This window comes from Kribbella endophytica (assembly GCF_054781295.1).
In genome coordinates this window covers 230,284-246,488 of sequence record NZ_BAAGUR010000002.1, presented here as the reverse complement: position 1 = coordinate 246,488, position 16,205 = coordinate 230,284, and the positions used below count along the sequence as shown (strand labels likewise).

General features: G+C 69.2%; 14 protein-coding genes. 4 read left to right on the top strand and 10 right to left on the bottom strand.

The window, feature by feature from the left end:
- Positions 1–58 precede the first annotated feature (58 nt).
- The 4 genes from ACYVIO_RS19770 to ACYVIO_RS19755 all read right to left on the bottom strand — a co-directional run bounded on the left by ACYVIO_RS19770 (position 59) and on the right by ACYVIO_RS19755 (position 2,957).
- Complete coding sequence (locus tag ACYVIO_RS19770) at positions 59–508, bottom strand: hypothetical protein (RefSeq protein ID WP_460652309.1); 450 nt, start codon at positions 506–508, stop codon at positions 59–61.
- 105 nt (positions 509–613) lie between these two features.
- Complete coding sequence (locus tag ACYVIO_RS19765; RefSeq protein ID WP_460652308.1) at positions 614–1,843, bottom strand: deoxyguanosinetriphosphate triphosphohydrolase; 1,230 nt, start codon at positions 1,841–1,843, stop codon at positions 614–616.
- 42 nt (positions 1,844–1,885) lie between these two features.
- Entirely contained in the window at positions 1,886–2,287 is a 402-nt protein-coding gene (locus tag ACYVIO_RS19760; protein ID WP_460652307.1) for a Cif family virulence factor, read from the bottom strand.
- 58 nt (positions 2,288–2,345) lie between these two features.
- Complete coding sequence (locus ACYVIO_RS19755) at positions 2,346–2,957, bottom strand: dihydrofolate reductase family protein (protein ID WP_460652306.1); 612 nt, start codon at positions 2,955–2,957, stop codon at positions 2,346–2,348.
- Between the two features lie 73 nt (positions 2,958–3,030).
- On the opposite strand from ACYVIO_RS19755, the gene ACYVIO_RS19750 reads away from it, so the two are divergent.
- A complete protein-coding gene (locus ACYVIO_RS19750; protein ID WP_460652305.1) occupies positions 3,031–3,579 on the top strand; it encodes a helix-turn-helix domain-containing protein in 549 nt (182 codons plus the stop codon).
- Positions 3,576–4,850, top strand: coding sequence for an MFS transporter (locus tag ACYVIO_RS19745; RefSeq protein WP_460652304.1), 1,275 nt, complete (start codon positions 3,576–3,578; stop codon positions 4,848–4,850). The genes ACYVIO_RS19750 and ACYVIO_RS19745 overlap by 4 nt, the downstream gene beginning before the upstream one ends.
- Here ACYVIO_RS19745 and ACYVIO_RS19740 read toward each other — a convergent pair.
- Positions 4,847–6,223 carry an FUSC family protein gene (locus ACYVIO_RS19740; protein WP_460652303.1) on the bottom strand — a complete coding sequence of 459 codons (1,377 nt, stop codon included), beginning with the start codon at positions 6,221–6,223 and terminating at the stop codon, positions 4,847–4,849. The two genes, ACYVIO_RS19745 and ACYVIO_RS19740, sit on opposite strands and share 4 nt — an antisense overlap.
- Before the next feature lie 110 nt (positions 6,224–6,333).
- Between ACYVIO_RS19740 and ACYVIO_RS19735 the strand changes: the two genes are divergently transcribed.
- Complete coding sequence (locus ACYVIO_RS19735) at positions 6,334–6,918, top strand: TIGR03086 family metal-binding protein (protein ID WP_460652302.1); 585 nt, start codon at positions 6,334–6,336, stop codon at positions 6,916–6,918.
- Between the two features lie 174 nt (positions 6,919–7,092).
- Here the strand turns inward: ACYVIO_RS19735 and ACYVIO_RS19730 are convergent, their stop codons facing one another.
- Positions 7,093–8,619, bottom strand: a complete 1,527-nt coding sequence (locus ACYVIO_RS19730) for a helix-turn-helix domain-containing protein (RefSeq protein WP_460652301.1) — start codon at positions 8,617–8,619, stop codon at positions 7,093–7,095.
- Positions 8,620–8,774: 155 nt separating this feature from the next.
- On the opposite strand from ACYVIO_RS19730, the gene ACYVIO_RS19725 reads away from it, so the two are divergent.
- Positions 8,775–9,998 carry a hypothetical protein gene (locus ACYVIO_RS19725; protein ID WP_460652300.1) on the top strand — a complete coding sequence of 408 codons (1,224 nt, stop codon included), beginning with the start codon at positions 8,775–8,777 and terminating at the stop codon, positions 9,996–9,998.
- Here ACYVIO_RS19725 and ACYVIO_RS19720 read toward each other — a convergent pair.
- From ACYVIO_RS19720 to ACYVIO_RS19705, 4 genes are all read right to left on the bottom strand, one after another.
- Positions 9,995–10,270, bottom strand: coding sequence for a YciI family protein (locus tag ACYVIO_RS19720; protein WP_460652299.1), 276 nt, complete (start codon positions 10,268–10,270; stop codon positions 9,995–9,997). The genes ACYVIO_RS19725 and ACYVIO_RS19720 overlap by 4 nt on opposite strands.
- Positions 10,271–10,422: 152 nt before the next feature.
- Positions 10,423–11,214 (bottom strand): class I SAM-dependent methyltransferase, encoded by a 792-nt coding sequence (locus ACYVIO_RS19715; RefSeq protein ID WP_460652298.1) that lies wholly within the window; start codon positions 11,212–11,214, stop codon positions 10,423–10,425.
- A 60-nt stretch (positions 11,215–11,274) separates the two neighbouring features.
- Positions 11,275–13,941 carry a pyruvate, phosphate dikinase gene (gene ppdK, locus ACYVIO_RS19710; RefSeq protein WP_460652297.1) on the bottom strand — a complete coding sequence of 889 codons (2,667 nt, stop codon included), beginning with the start codon at positions 13,939–13,941 and terminating at the stop codon, positions 11,275–11,277.
- A gap of 285 nt (positions 13,942–14,226) precedes the next feature.
- On the bottom strand, positions 14,227–16,188 hold the full coding sequence (locus ACYVIO_RS19705; RefSeq protein WP_460652296.1) for a vWA domain-containing protein: 1,962 nt from the start codon (positions 16,186–16,188) through the stop codon (positions 14,227–14,229).
- Positions 16,189–16,205 lie beyond the last annotated feature (17 nt).

The following is a 16,205-nucleotide window of genomic DNA, read 5'->3' as shown; positions in this document are numbered from 1 at the left end:
CTCGCGCCGCCCGCCGGCGGCGACCTGTGGACAAGCAGGCCTGTGGACAAGCGGCGGGTCAGCACCACCCGCGCTTGGCGTACGCGATCCAGAACTCGCCCTTGGAGTTGACGTTCGCGTTCGTGCCCGGGTCGCCGAGGTTGTAGTCGCCGCCGACGCGGGTCGACCCGATCTGCACGTACGGGCGCAGGCCGGCCTGGATGTTGCCGCCGTGGAACGTCGCCGACGCGCCCGCGGCGCGGGTGCCGCTGGCCCAGCAGGCGCGGCCGGTCGAGATCACCCGCAGGACGAGGTCGCCGTTCGGCTGCATGCGGACCAGGTAGTTGCCGTTACAGATCGCCTCGCCGGAGTTCAGCGCCCGCTTCTCGTTGAAGTTGGCGCCGATGCAGCCGGGTGCGGCGGCAGTCACCGTCGCCGGAGTCGTTGCCGTCGGCGACGATGCCGCGAAGCTCTGCTGACCGGCGCCCGCCAGCGCGACAGCGCCGAGAACCGTGGCCGTGATCTTCATCGCACGCATGGGAATCCCTCTCAGATGGTTGTCGTAGGCCCCGATCAGGGCCGCACATCCGAGGACGCTAGGGGCGCCGGCTTTCAAGTCTCTGTCAAACAGCGGTCAGCCAGTCAGCGCGCTGTGCCAGGCCTGGGCCGAGGGATCGGTGAGCGAGGCAACTTGATCGACCAGCACGCGGAGGCGCGCGGCATCGTCGGAGGCGGCGCGGTAGTCGGCGGCGAAGGGCAGGTCGAGGTTGTCGGGCGCGGTCTTCGCCAAGGCCTCGACGAGTTCGGTGAGCAGCTCGCGCTGCACGGCGCGGCGACGCTGGCGTTCGGGCGAGTTGAGGACGTGGAACATCCCGATGCCCTTGAGCAGCGCGATCTCGGCACGGGTGCCGTCGGGGACAACAAGGTCGGCGTCGTACCGAACAAGCCGGGAGCGCCGGCCGAAGCGCGCATGGGTGGACTGCTCGGCCGCCGTACAGAACCGTCCGATCAGCTGACTGGTCAGGTCCTTGAGCCCGCCGAGCGCGCGACGGCTGTCGTCGAACGGACCGGTCGGCCAGTACGGCAACGCGGTGAGCCGCGCCCATGCTTCGTCGAGCTGGGCGTCCTCGCCGTCCGGCAGATAGGCCTCGCGAACGGTTTCCCAGTACGGCGCACGCTCGGCTCCGACCCGGTCCAGATCGATGCTGTGAGCAACGATCCCGTCCTCGACGTCGTGCACCGAGTACGCGACGTCGTCGGCGAAGTCCATCACCTGCGCCTCCAGGCAGCGCTCGTCACCGAGCCCTTGCCGGAGCCACTCGAAGACGGCCAGGTCGTCGTCGTACACGCCGAACTTCCGTTGGCCCTCGCGCCGCGCCCAGGGGTACTTGGTCGCGGCGTCGAGGGTCGCGCGGCTCAGGTTGAGCCCCGCGCTGCGGCCGTCGGCGGTGAAGGCCTTCGACTCCAGCCGGGTGAGCAGGCGCAGGGTCTGCGCGTTGCCCTCGAACCCGCCGATGTCGGCCGCGATCTGGTCCAGCGCCCGCTCACCGTTGTGCCCGAACGGCGGGTGGCCGAGGTCGTGCGCCAGGCACGCGGCGTCGACGATGTCGGGATCGCAGCCGAGCGTGCCGGCCAGCTCGCGGCCGATCTGGGCGACCTCGAGGCTGTGCGTCAGGCGGTTGCGGACGAAGTCGTCACTGCCGGCCGTCGCCACCTGGGTCTTGGCCGCCAGGCGGCGCAGGCCGGCACTGTGCAGCACGCGCGCACGATCACGCGCGAAGGCCGTCCTCCCCGGCCGTTTGACCGGCTCGGGCACCCAGCGCTCGGCGTCGTGCTCGTCGTACCCCTCAGACTGCTTCCTCATCACAGTTCAAACTACTGGGCGGCACCGACATTCAGGCGAACGTCAGCCCCACCCTCCCTGAACCATGGTCTGGAACTTCCACCCGCCATCGGTCCTGAGCAGCAGGTCGCCGTACCGGATCGGCGTGGTGTTGCCGGCGTACGTCATCGTGCCGTCGCTGATCACGAAGACCAGCGCGTCGGACAGGAAGTGCGGCGTGCGCACGGTGTCCAGCTTGACGTCCTCCGCGCCGCCCATCACCTGGGCCATCTGCGCCAGGTACGCCTCGCGACTCGACTGCGTCGCCGAGCCGTGGCCCTGGCCGTCGTCGGTGACCTCGTTCAGCGGGAAGACCGCCAGCTCGGCCATCCCGTCGTAGTCCTTCGCCGCCGCCAGTGCGTCGTACTGCTCGAACCAGGCCAGCACGCTCGCGACGTCGGCCTCGGTCGGTTCAAAACCCGTCATCGAACCCCTCCTCGGATTAACTTCGTACAGTGTACCCAGTTTATCCGGGGAGCCAAACCTAGGTCATGCAGTAGCGCAGCCAGACGACACCGCCCTCGAAGATCTCGACGTTGGCCAGGCCGAGGTCGAGCCGGTCGGTGAACCCGCCCTGCCAGCGCGGACCTTCGCCGACGACCACTGGGTGGATCAGCAGGCTGAGCTCGTCGATCAGGCCTTGTTCGAGCAGTACGCCGAGCAGCGTGCCGCCGCTGTCGACGCGCACCACGCGCGCGTCGTGATGCTTGCCGAGCAGCTGCAGCGTCTCGTCGAGATCGACGCGTTCATAGCCGGTGATCAACTCGCGGGTCCGACTGTCGGGCGGGCGGGCCGGCGTCTGGTCGGCGTACAAGGCCAGTACGTCGGACCAGTGGCCGGTCGCGCGCAGACGGTCCCACTCGCGGACCCGCGCGCGGCTGTCGACGACGGCGAGCAGCGGGGCCTTCTCGCGAGGGCCTGGCTGTGGGGCCGATCTGATCGCCGATTCCTGGGCGAGGATCGTGTCCGCGCCGGTGAGCGTGACGTCCTCCTGCCAGAGGGTCGCCATCGCGTAGAACCGCGCCAGGTCCACGGCGAAACCGGCCGTCACGCCGTCGAGCGAGATTGCCAGATGACCCACCACATGTGGCCGCATGCTTCAGACCGTAGGCGGCGGCACCGACAATTTAGGGGTTGCAGAGACTCCTTTGCAGAGTATCCTCTGCAACATGCGGAAGATCGATGCACGGAGCCTGCGCGGCCTGGCCCATCCCCTGCGGATGACGATCCTGGAAGCGCTGGAGCTGGACGGGCCGGCCACGTCGAGCACGCTGTCGGCGCGCCTCGGGGAGAACACGGGCACGATCAGCTGGCACCTGCGGCTGCTCGCCGAGCACGGCTACATCGAGGAGGACACCGAGCGCGGCACGCGGCGCGAGCGGTGGTGGAGGGTGCCGCGGGGGCAGACGGTGCTGGATCCCTCGGAGTTCCGCGACGATCCGGAGACGAGCGGGGCGCTGCGGGTGTATCTGCAGCATCTGGTGCAGCGGTACTACGCGCGAGTGCAGGCGTACGTCGAGGAGAACTGGCCGGGCGAGTGGCAGCACGCGGCGGCGCTGTCGGACTGGCGCGACCTGCGGCTGGCGCCGGAGCAGTTGACTGCCTTGAACGACGAACTGGCGGCGGTGATCGATCGGTACAAGTCGGTCGAGCCGGGAGAGAACGCGAAGCCGATCATCGTCCAGCTCCAGTCGTTCCCGAGAGACCCGGACCAATGAGTCTCCTGCGGAGGCATCGGGACTTTCGATTGTTGTGGACCGGGGAGACGGCAAGCCGTTTCGGCACCGCGGTGTCCGGGGTTGCGATCCCGCTGGTTGCGATTTCGGTGCTCGATGCAACGACTTTCCAGGTCGGCCTCCTGACGGCGTTCGCCTGGCTGCCTTGGCTGGTGATCGGGCTCCCGGTCGGGGCCTGGGTCGATCGCCTCCCGCGTCGCCCGATCATGCTGACCGCCGCGGCGTCGTCGTTCCTGCTGCTCGCGCTGGTCCCGCTCGCCCACCTGGCCGAGCTGTTGACCGTCCACCTCCTGCTGGCGGCCGTCGTACTGACCGGCGTCGCCGCCGTCCTCTTCCAGACCGCCTACACGGCGTACCTCCCGACGCTGATCGACCCGGTCGACCACGCCGAGGGCAACGCCAAACTCCACGGCAGCGCCTCCGCCGCCCAGATCGCCGGCGCCGGCTGCGGCGGCCTGATCATCCAACTCGCCGGCCCGGTCAACGGCCTCCTGGTCGACGCCGCCACCTTCCTGGTCGCAGTCGCCTGCCTGGCCGCGATCCGCCACCGCGAACCACGCCGTACGCCGACCCTCCCCAGCGAACCATCTCCTACGCCGGTACGCCGCCTCACGATCAGCGCCGAGATCGGCGAAGGCCTCCGCCTGGTCGCGCAGGACGTCTGGCTCCGCACCCTCACACTCTTCGGCGCGGTCTCGAACCTGGCCCTGATGGGCTACCAGTCGATCGCCGTCGTCTTCCTCGTCCGCGAAGTCGGCCTCACCCCCGGCACAGTCGGCGCGCTCATCGCCGCAGCCGGCAGCGGCGGCATCATCGGCGCGTTCGCCGCCCGCCGCCTGATGACCCGCCTCGGCACCGCCCGCACCATCCTCGTCGCCGAACTAGGCCTGCCGACGCTCGCCCTACTCATCCCCCTGAGCACGATCAGCCCCTGGTTCTACCTGGCCGGCGCGTTCTCCATCGGCGTCGGCGTAGTCGCCGGGAACGTCATCAAGGCCACCTTCTACCAGTCCTACTGCCCACCAGCCCTGCTAGGCCGCCTGACCGCCACGTCCTCCTTCGTCAACTACGGCACCATCCCGCTAGGCGCTCTCCTGGGCGGCACCCTCGGCCAATTCCTCGGCCTCACGCCCGCCCTCTGGATCACCACCGCCGGCATCCCGCTGGCCGGCTTGGTCCTCCTCTGCTCCCCCATCCGCACCCGCCGAGACCTGCCCACACACCAGTACGACGTACTGCCGACGCGCGCCTAGCTCGCCGTCCCGCCCGACCGTCCATCGAGCGTTCCTGCGATACGCCGAAGTGCCGCCTGGACCTCCGACGATTCGCCCGACGGCGCCTCACCCAGAACCTGCGCGGCGACCTGCAGCGTCTCCTCGACCACCCCATCGAGCGGCGCCACAGCTTCCCGGATCCCTGGCCGCTCACCCGCCGTGCGCTCGTTCACCAGCAGCAGGTTCCACCGAGCCCGCTGCAACACCGCGGCAGCCGTCGGCAACGCCGACGTCGCGACAGCATCGGTGGCTGCCACCAGCACGGCACTCACCGCGTTCACGCGCTGGCGAACGGCCCACCTGCGGGAGACGAGCTGGCCCACCGCGACAGCCGCCAAGCAGGCGATGAGAGTCTCCAGGAGCCGCGTCCACACCAGCGTCAGCGGGTTCGGGAACGGCCCGGCCGCGTCGACCAGCAGCACGGCGAGCGGGGTGATGAAGACCATCGCGAGGGCGAAGTTGCGGACGACGGCTAGTTCGATGACGTAGGTCAGTACGGCGAGGATGAGCGCCAGCCAGACGCCCCGCGGGTGGATGAGCACCAGCACCCCGGCGAGCAGACAGCCGACCGCCGTACCGACGCCGGTGAGCAGTGCTCGTCGGTCGGCGCTGAGTGCGAAGGTTCCCTGCGTGAGGATCGCGGCGGCGACCGTCATCGCCCACGCGGGCATCGGCAACTGAAATGCCAAGGACAGCCCTCCGGCGACCAGTACGGCGATGCCTACGCGGAGAGCCATCAGGGGAACGGCCGAGTGCGGCAGCAGTCGGAGTTCATGCGGAAGTCCGCGGACGCCCAGCCATGGGCCGTTGGGCAACGCGGCCGTCATGGTCGGCGGCGGGGCGGCGACCGGGCCGTGCTTGATCGCGGTGCGGATCGCGACGGCGATTCCTGTGAGGAGCGTGGCGAACAGGCTGACGACGGCGACGCCGAGGATCCATGAGCCGCCCTTCGCGGCGGGCAGCGTCGTACCGACCGCGCACACCAGGACGAACATCAAGATGCCCGGCTGGCGCGCCCCGAGCACTCGGCACACGACGGTGACGACGACAGCCCACAGGGCAGTCACGACGACCGCGAGTACTGGATGGCCGGACGTCGCGACGCCGACCGCAAGCCCGGCCGTCACCCCCACCGCAGCGGTGCTGACGACCGCGAGCTCTTGCCGAGCCGTGCCGTGATCGCCGTACAGGGCTGCCAGTGCGCCCATGCTCGCGACCAACCCCACGGCCCCTTGTCCAACGGCCTGCCCGACCACGATCGGCAGCGCGGTGGACACCGCAGCCACACCGCCGTACAGGCTGCGGTCGGGACCAGGATTCAGCGCCACCAAGGGCGCGATCCATCCCCTCATGCGGGCACCATAACAGCGGATCCACGCCCCGCGATCCCTTCGAACCGGCGACTTCCCGCCACCTCGACGCATACGATCGCTCGAACCCATCACTGTGGAATGAGGAGTCTGTGACCGATCCCCGAGCTCTCGACGAAGCGGCCGCGGTGATGTGCCTGGCGGTGGTCGCGCAGGTACAGCCCGATCAGCTCGGGCTGCCGACGCCGTGCAGCGAGTGGACGTTGGGCGAACTGCTCGCCCACCAGGTCGCCGAGAACCGCGGCTTCGCGGCGAACATCATCAACCCGCCCGGCGCGATCAACCGCGAGATCTGGCGGCCCGGGCAGCCGGAGACGGCGCTGGACGCGTTCGCGGAGTCCGTGAACCTGGTGACCGGCGCATTCCGCGTCGCCGAACTGGACGCACCGGTCGAGGTCCGCGAGTTCGGCGTCTTCCCGGCCCGTACGGCGATCACGATGCACTTCGTCGACTACCTGGCGCACGGCTGGGACATCGCGAAGGCGATCGGCCTCGACGACCCGATCCCGCCGCAGCTTGCGGAAGCGGCGATCCGGTACGCCGACGCGATCCCCAAGGACAGGCCGGCCGGCAGCTCCTTCGCCCCGGTCCTGGAGACCGCCGACGACGTGTCGCCCAGCGACCGTTTCCTCACGCTGACCGGGCGCGACCCGGCGTGGACTGCTGCGCGGACCTGACCGTCCAGCGGCTCACGAACAAGTACCGGCCACCGACCGGGGGCCGGTACTTGTTCGACTCAGGCCGCCACCGACAAGGTCGGCGACCACGCGGGTCTCAGGCCGCCACCGACAAGGTCGGCGACCACGCGGGCCTCAGGCCGCCACCGACGAGGTCGGCGACCATGAGCGCCCTCAGATGTCGCGGAACGTCTCGATCGACGCGCCCAGCGAGTTGAGCCGCGTCGCCAGATCCTCGTAACCACGGTTGATCACGTACACCGACCGCAGCACCGAGGTCCCCTTGGCGGCCATCATCGCGATCAGCGTGACGACGGCCGGGCGCAGCGCCGGCGGGCACATGATCTCGGCGCCGGAGAAGTGCGTCGGGCCCTCGACCATCACGCGGTGCGGGTCGAGCAGCTTGACGCGGCCGCCGAGCTTGTTCAGGTCGGTCAGGTAGATCGCGCGGTTCTCGTAGACCCAGTCGTGGATCAGGGTCTGGCCGGTCGCCGTCGCCGCGATCACCGCGAAGAACGGCAGGTTGTCGATGTTCAGCCCGGGGAACGGCATCGGGTGGATCTTGTCGATCGGCGCGTGCAGCGTCGACGGACGGGTGGTCAGGTCGACGAGCCGGGTCCGGCCGTTCTCGGCCAGGTACTCCTCGGAGCGGCTGTAGTCCAGGCCCATCTCCTCCAGCAGCGCCAGCTCGATCTCCAGGAACTCCACCGGCGCGCGCCGGATGGTGATCTCCGAGCTGGTGACGATCGCCGCGGTGAGCAGGCTCATCGCCTCGATCGGGTCCTCGGACGGCGCGTAGTCGACGTCGACGTCGATCTCCGGCCGGCCGTGCACGGTCAGCGTGGTCGAGCCGACGCCGTCGATCTTCACGCCGAGCAGGTCCAGGTAGAAGCAGAGGTCCTGAACCATGTAGTTGGACGAGGCGTTGCGGATCACCGTCACGCCGTCGTACCGGGCGGCGGCCATGATCGCGTTCTCGGTCACGGTGTCGCCGCGCTCGGTCAGGACGATCGGCTTGCCCGGTGTGATGGCCCGGTTGACCACCGCGTGGTACTCCCCCGCGGTCGCCTTGATCTCCAGGCCGAACGGGCGCAGCGCGGACATGTGCGGCTCGACGGTCCGGGTGCCGAGGTCGCAGCCACCGGCGTACGGCAGGGCGAAGGTGTCCTCGCGGTGCAGCAACGGTCCGAGGAACATGATGATGCTGCGGGTACGACGGGCAGCCTCGGCGTCCATGCCGCCGAGGTTCAGGTGCTCCGGCGGGACGATCTCCAGGTCGCCGGCGTCGTTCAGCCAGGTGGTTTTCACGCCGATCGAGTTCAGGACCTCGAGCAGCCGGTTGACCTCTTCGATGCGCGCGACCTTGCGCAGGGTGGTGCGGCCCTTGTTCAGCAGGCTGGCGCACAGCAGCGCGACGCCGGCGTTCTTGGACGACTTGACGTCGATCGATCCGGACAACTGCCGGCCACCTGCGACACGGAGGTGGACCGGACCGCCACCGAGAGAGACAATCTCGGAGTCGAGTGCTTCGCCGATCCGGGCGAGCATCTCGAGAGTGAGGTTCTGATGACCCTTTTCGATCCGGTTGACAGCACTTTGGCTGGTGCCGAGCACATCGGCGAGCTGGGTCTGCGTCCAGCCGCGGTGCTTACGGGCGTCCCGGATCAGGTTGCCGATCCGGCTCAGGTAGTCATCGGTCATGCGCCGGACCTTATCTCACATGTGAGATACCCCTGCACCGACCCGCCGCTCACAGGGTAGCCAATATCACGCCGCACCGACCGGCCACCCCCGGTAGAACGTCCGCCCCTTACAGTTAGCGCCACCCCGCCGCCGCCATCGGAGAGGACCAGCAGATGCCCGACGACGTCAGCACCGCCGCCGGTGTGACCGAGTTCGAGGCCGAGTCCTGGCCTCTCGAAGCAGCCGCCGACAGCCTCGCGCAGGTGATCGAGGGCTTCCACAACGGCGACACCCGCCCGCTGGTGATCGGTGACGGCGACCAGCCGGTGCTGGTCGTGCTGGCGATCGCGGACCTGGCCGACTTCCGCGCCCGGATCGCCGAGCTGCTCGGCAACCCGGTCGACGCCGGCTGGCTGCGGTACTACCTGCGCTCGAACTTCGACATGAGCTCGGAGACCCTGGTCGAGCAGCTCGGTGTCGACACCGACCACGGGCTCAGCTCGCTGGCCAGCCAGGTGAACGTCGAGCAGGCGGCTGTCCTGCTGCCCGACCACCTGCGTCGCACCGAGGCCGGCGGGAACCCGCTGATGCTGATCGGCGACGGCATGCTCGCGACCGCCGCGCTGATCGCCTTCCCGGCGTTCTCCGTGCTGCTCGCGATGGAGGGCGGCAGCACCGAGGAGGACGACTCCTGCGCGCACGACGAGGAGGAGAAGCCGACCACGCCGCTCGAGGTACTCGCCGAGCGGCTCGGCCCGATCTCCACGCAGCTGGTCGCGCAGATCAACGCCGGCCGTGAGCCCGGGCTGCCGAAGTACGACCTGCACTTCGAGGACGACCTGATCGAGCACCTGCGCGGACTCGAGGAGCGCGCGCAGAAGGCCCCGAACGGCGGCGCCCACGAGGAGCTGTCCGAGCTGCTGCACCAGTTCGACCAGATGCGCAGCGGGCTGATGAGCGACGACGAGGACGAAGAGCTCAGCGAAGCGCCGTACCTGGAGATCGACGACCTGGCCGCTGCGCTGCCGCAGGTGCGCGACAGCTTCCGCGGCGGCGCCGACGACCCGTACCTGATCGGCGTCGACGGACACCCGCTGGCCGGGCTGATCTCCTACGACCTGTACGAGATGCTGCAGCAGGTCTCGGTCGACATGGACGGCACCGACGACGCGCCGGTGCTGCCGCTGCCGAGGCCGCGCTGGGAGAGCGGGCCCGAGCTGGTCCCGTTCGAGGCCGCGCTCGAGGTCTGCGGCGCCGTCCTCGAGGACATCAAAGGCGGCACCGGCACCCTGCTGTTCATCGAGGACGACGGCGGCGAGCCGGAGCTGGTGCTCGGCCCGCTCAGCTGGTTCTGGGCGTACGTCGACTACCTGGACCTCGAGGCCGCGGAAGCCTAAGCAGTGAAGACCTGGTTCCACTCCTTGAGCGTGGCCAGCTCGTACACCCCGGCCGGGGTGTACGGGTCCTTCGCCAGGATGTCGCGCATCTCGGCCTCGTCCGCGACGTCGTAGATCAGCAGCGCGCCGGACTCGTCGGCGAACGGTCCGGCCTCGACGAGCTTGCCGGCTTCCTTGAGGGAAGCCAGGTAGTCCCGGTGGGCCGGTCGGACCTGCATCCGCGCCTCGGAGTCGGACGCGTCGAACTTCAGCTGCACAGCGAAGATGGCCATGCCCGCAACTCTACTAGAGCGCGCGAAAACCCAACCAGACAAGGGAATTTGGTGCGGGAAGGGAGTCACGAGCCGCCACAGCGGCTGGTTCGAGTCAGACCCGAAAGTCGACGTGTGATGCCCTTCCCGCCCGGCTATCTTGGACTGCCGGATCAGCCCAACGCAAGAGGTTGGTGAAGACGATTTGCTGCGGTCAGCAGCGTCAGGTAACGCTTAGTGACCGAACCGCCGGATGCCTCGATCAAGGCCCGGATACAGCTGTACAGACCGTCACGCGCCTGGTCTGTCAAGGCCCGATGCCCCGAATACGACGACAACAAATCCAGGTACTGGGCCGCCGAATAGGTCAGCTCCCACTCGTACCGACGGACCTGCGCCGGCTCGAACCGCCCGGAGGCCGCGATCTCGTCCTCGTCGCCCGTAATCGAGTCCCCTGTCGGCATAACGCTCCGGTCGGCGTCGTCGGTGAACCGCTCGTAGCAACCCCGGACCTCGGTCCAGAACTCCGAGCTCCCACCGGCGACGTGATGCGTCGACACCACAGCCAGTACGCCGCCCGGCCGCAACGCGTCGGCCGCCTTGCCGACGCGGGTCGCGGGGTCGAGCCAGTGGAACGCCGTCGCCGACAGCACCAGGTCGAACCGCTCGGCCGGCAGCGGCCAGGTGTCGAAGTCCGCGACGATCACCTCGAGCTCGGGCAGCTTGTCGCGTGCGATCCCACCGAGCGCCGGACTCAGCTCTACGGCCTTGACCGACCAGCCGCGCCGCACCATCGGCACGGTCGCCTGCCCGGTCCCGCAGCCGATCTCCAGCACCCGCGGCCGCGCGACCGGTCCGAGCCTCCGCGCGACCTCGTCGTACATCCTGATCGGGTACGACGGCCGCACGCGGTCGTACAACTCCGCGTCCTCGCCGAACGTCTCCCGCAACTCCAACCGCCCCATGCGAGCAGGCTAGCGCGCGGAGGGCGTCGTACGGACTGTGTACGACGCCCGTGCCCGCGATCAGTCGAGGGTGGCGCGGCCCGCCTCCAGGCGGGCGACCGGGATGCGGAACGGCGAGCAGGAGACGTAGTCCAGTCCGACCTCGTGGAAGAAGTGGATGCTGTCCGGGTCGCCGCCGTGCTCGCCGCAGATGCCGAGCTTGAGGTCCGGGCGGGTGGCCCGGCCGCGCTCGACGCCCGTGCGGACCAGGCTGCCGACGCCCTCGCGGTCGATCGACTCGAACGGCGAGACGGCGAAGATGCCCTTCTCCAGGTAGCGCGAGAAGAACGACCCCTCGACGTCGTCGCGACTGAAGCCCCAGGTCGTCTGGGTCAGGTCGTTGGTCCCGAAGGAGAAGAAGTCGGCGGCTTCAGCGATCTGATCCGCGATCACCGCGGCCCGCGGCAACTCGATCATCGTGCCGATCGGGGTGGTCCACTCCACGCCGGACGCCTCGGCGACCTCGTTCAGCACGCCTTCGACCTCGTCACGCGCCAACTGCAGTTCCTGGATCGCACCGACCAGCGGGATCATGATCTCCGGCCGCGGATCCTTGCCGGCCTTCCGCAGCTCGGCCGCCGCGGAAGCGATCGCCCGCACCTGCATCGCGAACAGCCCGGGAATCATCAGCCCGAGCCGTACGCCGCGCAGCCCGAGCATCGGGTTCTGCTCGTGCAGCCGCTGGACCGCGGCCAGCAGCTTGACGTCGTGCCCCGGCTCCTCGCCGCGCTCCTTGGCCAGCGCGACCTTCACCGCGAGGTCCTCCATCGACGGCAGGAACTCGTGCAGCGGCGGGTCGATCAACCGGATCGTCACCGGCAGCCCGTCCATCGCCTCCAGCAGCTCCAGGAAATCCCCGCGCTGCAAGGGCTCCAGCTCGGCCAGCGCCGCGTCCCGCTCGGCGTCGTTCTCGGACAGGATCAACCGCTCGACCGACTCCCGCCGCTCGCCGAGGAACATGTGCTCGGTCCGGCACAGACCGATGCCCTGGGCACCGAACCGCCGAGCCCGCGCCGCGTCGTCAGCGGTGTCCGCGTTCGTCCGTACGCCGAGCCGCCGGATCTCGTCGGCATGCGTCATCAACCGGTGCACCGCCGCCACCAACTCGTCCCCGGCGTCCGGCGCGAGTGACCCCTCGAAGTACTGCACGACCGGCGACGGCACGACCGGTACCTCGCCGAGGAACACCTCACCGGTGGTCCCGTCGATCGAGATCATCTCGCCCGGCCCGAACGTCGTCCCGTTCACGGTGACCTTCTCGGCCGCGACGTTGACGTCGAGCTCGTCGGCGCCACACACGCAGGTCTTGCCCATCCCCCGCGCGACCACGGCCGCGTGGGACGTCTTGCCGCCGCGACTGGTCAGGATCCCCTGCGCCGCGATCATCCCGTGCAGGTCGTCGGGGTTCGTCTCCCGGCGTACCAGAATGACCTTCTCGCCACGGTCAGCAGCCTCGACAGCGGCGGCCGAGGTGAACACGACCTTGCCGGAGGCGGCGCCCGGCGAAGCCCCGATCGCCTTGGTGATCAGCTCCTTCGACGCGTCGGAGTCGAACCGCGGGAACATCAACTGCGCGAGCTGCGCGCCCTTGACCCGCTTGAGCGCCTCGTCGGTGTCGATCATGCCCTCGTCGACCAGGCTGGTCGCGATCCGGAACGCGGCCGCCGCGGTCCGCTTGCCGACGCGGGTCTGCAGCATCCACAGCTTGCCGCGCTCGACGGTGAACTCGATGTCGCACAGGTCCTTGTAGTGGCCTTCGAGCGTGGCCATGATCTCCATCAGCGCGTCGTACGACGTCTTGTCGATCTGCTCGAGATCGGCCAGCGGCACGGTGTTGCGGATGCCGGCCACGACGTCCTCGCCCTGCGCGTTCTGCAGGTAGTCGCCGTACACGCCGGGCTGGCCGCTGGACGGGTCACGGGTGAACGCGACGCCGGTGCCGGAGTCCATGCCGAGGTTGCCGAAGACCATCGAGCAGACGCTGACCGCGGTGCCGAGGTCGGCCGCGATCCGCTCCTGGCGGCGGTAGAGGATGGCGCGCTCGGAGTTCCACGAGCCGAACACCGCCTCGGTCGCCAGGTCCATCTGCTCGCGCGGGTCCTGCGGGAAGTCGCGGCCGGTGTGCTCACGGACGGCGGCCTTGAAGTTGTCGACCAGCGCCTTGAGGTCGTCGGCGTCCAGGTCGAGATCGTTCTTGGTGCCCTTGGCCTGCTTGGCCGCCTCGATCGCGTCCTCGAAGACGTCGCCTTCCATGCCCAGCACGGTTTTGCCGAACATCTGGATCAGCCGCCGGTAGGCGTCCCAGGCGAAGCGGGCGTTGCCGGACTGGTGCGCGAGGCCGTTCACCGAGTCGTCGTTCAGGCCGACGTTGAGGACGGTCTCCATCATGCCGGGCATCGACACGGCAGCTCCGGAGCGGACCGAGACGAGCAGCGGGTCGTCGGCCTGGCCGAGCTTCTTGCCCATCTTCTGCTGCAGCGCGTCGACGTGATGGTCGATCTCGTCAGCCAGCTCCGCGGGCACCGAACCGGTGGCCAGGTAGACCTTGCAGGCCTCGGCGGAGATGGTGAAGCCGGGAGGCACCGGCAGCCCGATGTTGGTCATCTCGGCCAGGTTCGCCCCCTTGCCACCGAGGAGCTCCTTCATGTCCTTGTTGCCTTCAGCGAAGTCGTAGACGAGTTTCGGCACAGTCACTCCCAGGTGTTCGAGCGATGCGGGAAAGGGCGCGGCATGGTGACCGCTGGCCCGTCGACTCCGGTGGCGGGGGCGTTTTTTCAGAGTAAGCCCAAAAACCAGTCCACTTGAACACTGGTCTCACGTTGAGACCGTGACTCTCCCCACACGGGAATCGGCGGAAAACCCTTACCACGTTGACAACGCAGGACATCGAGACGTTTTTCCGTCGAAACGCCGAAGCAGGGTGTCACCCACCTTCGAGGTGGGTACACACCCTGCTTCGGGGTCTGTCCGAGCTCAGAGCTTGCGGCGCGTCCTCAGGTAGTCACCGACCACCGCGGCACCGAGGCCGTCGGCGTCCGGCGCGAGCACGCGACCGCCGCTGCGGCGCGCGAGCAGATCGACGAACTTCTCCAGCCGCGGGTCGTCGCCGAGCCGGAAGACGGTCAGCGACGCACCGAGCTTGGCGAGCCGGTCCACCTCGAAGATCGTCTTGCGCAGCGTCGCCGGCTCCGGCGGGTACGAGAACTCCGCCGTACCGTCCGGCTCCAGGTGAGCCGTCGGCTCCCCGTCCGTCACCATCAGTACGACGGGTTGCGCGTCCGGGTGCCGCCGGAGGTGCCGGCCCGCGAGCAGCAGCGCGTGGTGCGCGTTGGTGCCCTGCTCCCAGGTGCCTTCGAGCCCGATGAGCTGCGGCAGCTCCACCACCCCGGCGTACCGGCCGAAGGTGATCAGCTGGAGCGCGTCGTTGCGGTAGCGGGTCGAGATGAGCTGGTGCAGCGCGAGCGCCGTCCGCTTCATCGGGAGCCAGCGGTTCTCCTGGACCATCGACCAGGAGGTGTCCACCAGCAACGCGACCGCGGCGCGGGCCCGGTGCTCGGTCTCGGCGATCTCCACGTCGCCCACGTCGAGCTTCACCCGGCCAGTGGTCCCAGCGGTCCGCAGTACGGCGTTGCGCACGGTCTTCGGCACGTCCCAGGCCTGGGTGTCGCCGAACTGCCACTGGCGAGTCGATCCACTCAACTCCCCCGCGGCACCGGCCGACGCGGACTCCCGCTCGCCCGACTGCCCACGAGCAGCCCGCAGTACGTCGGACAGCGCGGTCTGCCCGAGCTGCCGCAGTGCCTTCGGCGACAGCCGCAGCGCGCCGTCCGGAGCACGCTCCAGCAGGCCCTGGTTGCGCAGCTCGCGCTCCAACTCACTCAGCCGCCGAGCGTCGACCGTCGCCTCGTCCCCGAGCTGCCGGGTCAGGGCATCCAGATCGATGTCCTCCAACCGAGCACCCGGGTAGGACTGCGACAGCTGCTCAGCCAACGCGTCCAGCTCGGCCAGGTCGTTCATCGCCTTCGCACCCTCGGCCAGGCCGAGCGGGTCGTCGCCGCTCATCCGCTCACCGGAGTACCAGTCCTCGCCCGGCCGCAGCGCCTGCAGCTGCGAATCCAGTTGCGACAACTGCTGCGACAGCTCAGGACTGCCGAACGCCTGCTGCGAGAGCTGGGCCAATTCGGCTCGCTGCTCCGGCGTCATCGAGTTCATCATCCGTTGCGCCGCGGCTGCTCGCCGGGCCAGCGCGTCGATGAGCTCGTCGACGGTCCGCGGGTTCTCCGGGAAGAACTCGCCGTGCTTGGCCATGAACTGCTCGAACAGCTGGTCCACGTCCGGCCGGTCCTGCGCGTGCGCGGCCAGCAGGGCGTTGAGATCGGCCAGCATCTCGTTGACCCGCGCAACGTCCTCGGGTGTCGTGTTCTGCAGGGCCTCCTTCATGCCCTCGAAGCGCGACCCGAGCAGCTCCTTGCCGAGCAGCTCGCGGATCTCCTCGTACTTCTGCCGCGCCTGAGGTGACTGCCAGTCGTACTCCGCCAGCTCCCGTACGGCGGCCGCCGTACCGGCCGGAAGCGCGTCGAGCTGCGCCTCCCGGAACCGGGCGTCGTCGGACGGGTTCGGGAACAGGTCGTGCCGCTCGGCCTCCAGCGCTTCGTCGAGCAAGCGCTGGACGTCGCGCAGAGTGCCTTCGAGGTTGTGCCGGGACTGGATCTCCCGTCGCCGCTCCCAGAGCCGGCGGGTGAGATCGTCCAGGCCTTGCGTGTTCCGGGTGCCGCGGCGGAGCAGCTCCTCCAGCGCGGACCGCGGCGACGAGCCGGCCATCACGTCCTGGCCGAGCTCGTCCAGCGCGTCCCGCAGATCCACCGGCGGCGCCAGCGGATCAGGCCCTTCGTGCCAGGGCCCGTACGACCAGCCTTCGGGAATCGCAGCGGTCATCTCAGCCCTCCTTCCGG